The organism is Archangium sp. (assembly GCF_036388035.1).
GTDB lineage: Bacteria > Myxococcota > Myxococcia > Myxococcales > Myxococcaceae > Archangium.
Genome location: NZ_DASVSO010001030.1, coordinates 1 through 5,132, shown reverse-complemented (window position 1 = coordinate 5,132; position 5,132 = coordinate 1). Strand labels below are relative to the sequence as shown.

General features: G+C 71.4%; 3 protein-coding genes and 1 pseudogene. 1 reads left to right on the top strand and 3 read right to left on the bottom strand.

Annotated elements, in window-relative coordinates; genetic code table 11:
- Positions 1-1,146: hypothetical protein (locus VF697_RS42365; protein ID WP_331104313.1), on the bottom strand; the 1,146-nt coding region annotated here is incomplete at its 3' end.
- 124 nt (positions 1,147-1,270) lie between these two features.
- Between VF697_RS42365 and VF697_RS42360 the strand changes: the two genes are divergently transcribed.
- On the top strand, positions 1,271-3,028 hold the full coding sequence (locus tag VF697_RS42360; RefSeq protein ID WP_331104311.1) for a hypothetical protein: 1,758 nt from the start codon (positions 1,271-1,273) through the stop codon (positions 3,026-3,028).
- A 73-nt stretch (positions 3,029-3,101) separates the two neighbouring features.
- Here the strand turns inward: VF697_RS42360 and VF697_RS42355 are convergent, their stop codons facing one another.
- Positions 3,102-3,839 (bottom strand): tetratricopeptide repeat protein, encoded by a 738-nt coding sequence (locus tag VF697_RS42355; RefSeq protein ID WP_331104309.1) that lies wholly within the window; start codon positions 3,837-3,839, stop codon positions 3,102-3,104.
- A 281-nt stretch (positions 3,840-4,120) separates the two neighbouring features.
- Positions 4,121-5,132: pseudogene (locus tag VF697_RS42350) on the bottom strand (hypothetical protein); the annotation flags it as partial.

Genomic DNA, 5,132 nt, shown 5'->3' with positions numbered 1-5,132 from the left:
CAGCAGTCGCCCCGCTCCGGCGGCCGAGGCCACCAGTACCACCGATGCGAGCACGGCCAGCCCGAGCCGGGCACGACGCTCGCGCTCGGGGGCGGCGAGCTGGACCTCCAGCCATGGGCCGAGCCCCACGCCCACGAGCATGGCCAGCAGCGGGAAGGCGACGAGCGAGTGGTTCCACACCTTGCGCCCGGGGATGCAGAGCGCGGTGAGGATGAAGAGGCTCGCGAGCAGGAGCACCTGGGCCGAGCGGCGCACGCCAGCCGCGTCCCGGGTGCCCTCGGGCAGGAGGGTGCGCACGGCGCGAGCGGGCCGGCCCAGCGCGAGCACCCCGCCCGCGGCGAGCAGCGGCAACCCGGGCCAGAAGCGGCTGCCCAGCGTGCGAAAGGGGATGTACCAGGAGAGCTGCCCATCGGTGCGCGCACCCGTGGCGGAGGCGAGCACCTGGTGGCGCACGTAGCCCTCCCACCACTCGGTGTTGAGCACGAGGAAGAGCACGGTGGGCACGGCGGCGGCGAGGCCCACGAGGGTGCCGACGACGAGCACCTTCCAGGAGCGCTCGACGAAGGCGCGGGCGACGGCGGCTCCGGCGAAGGGCAGCAGGCCGAAGGGCCCCTTCACCGCGCAGGCGGCGGCGGCGAGCAGCCCACAGACGAGCCAGTCGCGCGGGCGCGGCACGCCGAGCAGCAGGGGCACGGCGGAGCCGGTGGCGAGCAGCAGGAGGAGGGGCTCGAGGAAGGGGTGGCCGCCGCGGATGAAGAAACCATCGGGCAGGGCGAGCACCAGCATGGCGGTGACACCGGCCCAGGTGCCGGCGGCGCGGCGGGCGACGGTGCCGGTGAGCAGCAGGGTGCCCAGGGAGAAGGCGGCGCACAGGGGGCGCAGGGCGGGCTCGCCCAGCAGGCGGATGACGAGCGCGAAGGGCCAGAAGCCGAAGGGCAGGTGCTCGAAGAAGCGCGCGTGCACGTCCGGCAGGTAGCGCAGGGCGAGCCAGCTTCCGTCCTCGACCATGTGGCGGGACACGACCTGGTAGAGCTGCGAGTCCCCGAGGTCCGAGTGGGGCCACCAGGTGGCGGAGGTGAGGCCGAGGAAGAGGAGCGCGGCCCAGGCGGTGGGGCCCGGCAGGCGCGAGGAGGCGGTGGAGGACATCGGAGCGCGCCCCTCATATCCCACTCGCGCCGCCCACCGGGAGCCGGGCTTCCTCCGGGGGGACTGGCGGATAATCCTGTTTTTCAGGTATACGCCGTGAATCCTGTTTCCCCGGGAGTCCCCAATGAATTGGAAGAGAATCCTGCTGCCCTCGCTGTGTGCCGTGGGGCTGAGCGCCTGCGGGCCGATGGAGGCTGGCACCGGAGCGCCGGCCCCGTCCGACGCCGTGAGCATCACCGAGAGCGAGCTCGTGGTGCCCGGAGGCCTGCTGGGCCTGCACTCGCCGCGCATGAGCGAGTACGGCTCCATGCTGAACCTCTTCCCCAACGTGTCGCGCCGGGGCTACCTCGTCATCGAGGTCTTCAGCACGGACAACGACTGGATTCCGGGCGTCGTCGGTGACACCAACCGGTACGCGGCGGACGGCTTCAAGCCGGTGGTCCGGCTCGACTACGCGCGCACCGGGAGCATCACGCCCTCGGGGGGCACCACGAACGGCGCCACCATTCCCTGGACGGGCACCACGGGCGGCCGCTGCCTCAAGCGCGAGCCGGGCCAGGTGGGGGACATCGTCACCCCGGAGCAGACGCACAAGTCCTGCTACCTCAACTACATCCGCTCGCTCGTCTCGCAGTCGCCCAACGTGCACACGTGGGTGATTGGCAATGAGATGAACATGTATGACGAGGCCAAGGGCTTCCCCAATGGGCAGATTCCCGCCGGGGACTACGCCCAGGTGTACCGCGAGGCGCGCAACCTCATCCGGAGCCTGTCCGGCCACACCACGGACGCGGTGTTCCTCGGCGGCGTCTCGCCGAACGTGGCGAGCGCCGTGGCGTACAAGTCCGGCAAGCAGTACCTGCAGGAGCTGCTCTACACCGTGCAGCCCAACGAGGTGGACGGCATCGCCATCCACGCGTACGGCGGCCCGCCCAACCCGACCAACCCGGGCGAGGCGATGACCATCTTCCGCACCGGCATCAACGGCGGCCTGGGCTACCAGAACCAGCTCCAGTGGATCGACGCGCTCGGTTTCTCGCAGGTGCCGGTCATGCTCACCGAGTTCAGCGCCCACGTGGCCAACGGCCGCCAGGACCTGGTGGCCAGCTTCCTGACCAGCGCCGTCAATGACATCCACCAGTGGAACGGGGGCGCGAGCAACCACGACATCCTCGGCGCCGTCTGGTTCGTGTGGAACTACGGCAACTTCGCCGCCGAGTCGATCGCCCTCTACCCGCAGGTGCAGACGGCTTTCCGAGACCAGCAGAACCTCCTGCCCGCGGGCAACCCGGGCGGCTACGGCGCGTGCGCGGCGGCCCCGGGCGGCGCCTCGCGTACCTTCACCGAGACGAACCAGACGGTGAGTGGCCCGTTCCTCGACCGGTGGAACAACCAGGGAGGGCTGGGCGTGTACGGCTTCCCGGTGCAGTCGGCGCGGTGCGTGAAGGACTCGCGCACGGGCCGCGTCATCTGGTCGCAGTGGTTCCAGCGGCACCGCATGGAGTGGCACCCGGAGTTCAACGGCACGGCGCTGGGCGCCATCGGCAGCCAGCGGGCGCGCGAGAGCAACTTCAACCCGGACAACTGGACGCCGCAGGCCAAGCCGGCCGGCACCTGCGAGCTCATCGGGCCCGTCATCGGTGGCGTGCAGCAGGGCAAGTGGGTGTGCGGCGACATCCTCACGGCCTGGAAGGCGTACGGCGTCGGCATCTACGGCTACCCGGTCAGCCCCGAGTTCGACCACACGGGCCCCTCGGGCACGTTCCGCTCGCAGTACTTCGAGCGCGCGCGGCTCGAGCGGCACTTCAACCCCACCCGCATCGAGGGCGGTCTGCTCGGCTGCGAGGCCGCGGGCCTGGTGGGCCTGGTGCCCGGCTGTTAGTCGCTGACAGGTGATGCGTCCGGGCCGGTGAGGAAGGCCGGCCCGGATTGCCCGTGGAGGTCGCGGATGGCGCTCACGGCGCCCGGGGCGTGAGCTCCGACACCCTCTGGCGCAGGTCGTCCACGAGCTCGGGCGGGTCCCCCGCGCGCACGGCGGAGAGCCCGGCCTCGAAGTCCTCGCGCGCTCCACTCGTGTCGCCCAGCTTCGCGCGCAGCAGGCCCCGGTCGCGCAGCAGCTCCGCGTCCACGTCCTCACCCTGCCGGGCGTGCGAGGCGAGCGCCTCGGTGAGGTCTCCCACCGCCTCCTCCAGCCGGCCCAACCGGGTCCGCGCCGTGGCGCGCTGGTGGAGCAGCCAGGGGTTGCCCGGGTCCTCGGCGAGGGCGAGCGTCCAGTCGCGCTCGGCGTCCGCGTGCCGGCCGAGCGCCTCCAGGGACTCGGCGCGCTTCATGTAGAGGACGAGCGCCTTGCGGAAGCCCGAGGCCTCGAGCGCGTCGAAGCCGGCCACCGCCTCGGCGTGACGGCCCAGCCGGGCCAGCGCGAGGGCCCGGTGCAGCTGCGTGGTGACGTGGCCGGGTGCCATCTCCAGGGCACGCTCGAACCAGGGCAGGGCCTCGGCGGGGGCTCCCCCCCAGATGCCGAGCGTCAGCCCCAGCTCCAGCAGGACGCGCAACTGCCGCGGGTGCACCTCGGCGAGCTGGCGCATGCGCGAGAGCGCCTCCTCGTACCGCCCGCTCCGGCGCAGCCGGTCCACCTGGCGCAGCTGCTCGGTCAGCTCCGGCGGCCACGCCTCGCGCCCCTTGCGCTCGCTCATTCCATCCCCTCCGTCACGGCGCCCATCCTACGTGGCCTGTCCCTCCCGGCCGCGCTCCTCACGAACTTGTCCACTAAGTGTACAGGTTGCGCGCGAACGAGCCCGGCGGGTGTCCCTCTCCGGATCCGCCCGCCTCCCGGCCGCGTTCTTCACAAACCTGTCCGACAGTCGGACAGGTTTTTCGGAACCGCGCCGGGCGGGCCTCCGCGTTCAAGACGCGCGCTCCGGAGCCGGGCCTGATTCCGCAGGCTCCCCGGAGTGCCTTCACTTCCGAGCCGGTGCTACCAGTTGTGCCGGCCCAGCGAGCTCGTGCCCGTGGTCCAGTCGTCCTTCGAGCGGGTGTAGACCGGGTTGAACCGGTACACCGTGTGGGAGCGGTCGTTGGTGCTGAAGGGCAGGCCCCACCAGCTGGCGGACACCTCGATGGCCGTGGTGGGGCGGGAATCGTACGTGCACGGAGCCCCTCCGCAGTCGGGCGGCTCCCACAGTCCCTCGGCCTGGAGGGCCTGGAGGAGGGCCGGGAAGCCGGCGGGCGGCGTGGAGGAGGGCTGGGCGAAGGCCACCGCATCCTGGGTTTGGCCCGCCGGATCCTTCACGCGCAGCACCGCGTTCCTGTACGAGATGAAGCCGTTGGGGACGCCGTGGAAGTCCCACGCGGTGTCGTAGTTGCTGGGGTAGCTCGCGGCGGGGTACTCGCTCTTGCCGAGCGTCTCCGAGGCGGGTGCATCCCGATTGCCCACCGCGTCCGGGCTCAGGTGCACCACGATGATGTCGCCCGTCGTCACTTGCACCCGGGGCAGCGTCGCCACGAGGAAGTTGTCCGTCGTCACCGTCATGTTCGCGGTGCTGCCGGACTCCATGACATACAGCTCCACGAGGTCACTGTCTCGGGCTGAGGTCGCATTGCTCGAGACGAGGTTGGGGGCCACCTCGTTGATGCGCAGCAGGGCCAGCTTCTCGAAGCCGAAGAAGGACTTGCTCCGGGTCGTCGCGTCCACGCCCGTGCCCATGACGTCCTGCACGGTGCCAGCCACCGTCAGGGAGTAGGTGCGTCCCACCACCTGAGAGGAGGTGGTCAGCCGCACTTCACCGTCCACCACGGTGGCGCTCATGGCCACCAGCCCGTTGTCGAGGGTGAACTGGCCGCCGCTGGCGAGGACGCTCTCCGGACGGATGCGCCGGTCGAAGCGCACGGAGACCGAGGTGCTGCTGGTGGGCACCACGCTCAACAGCCGGGGCGCGGGGCAGCTCAACACCTGCAGGTCCTTCTCCTCCCAGGCGGACGGCTGGGCC

Coding starts and splice junctions, on each gene's coding strand:
- VF697_RS42360 (WP_331104311.1), top strand. CDS start 1,271: ATGAATTGGAAGAGAATCCTGCTGCCCTCGCTGTGTGCCGTGGGGCTG.
- VF697_RS42355 (WP_331104309.1), bottom strand. CDS start 3,839: ATGAGCGAGCGCAAGGGGCGCGAGGCGTGGCCGCCGGAGCTGACCGAG.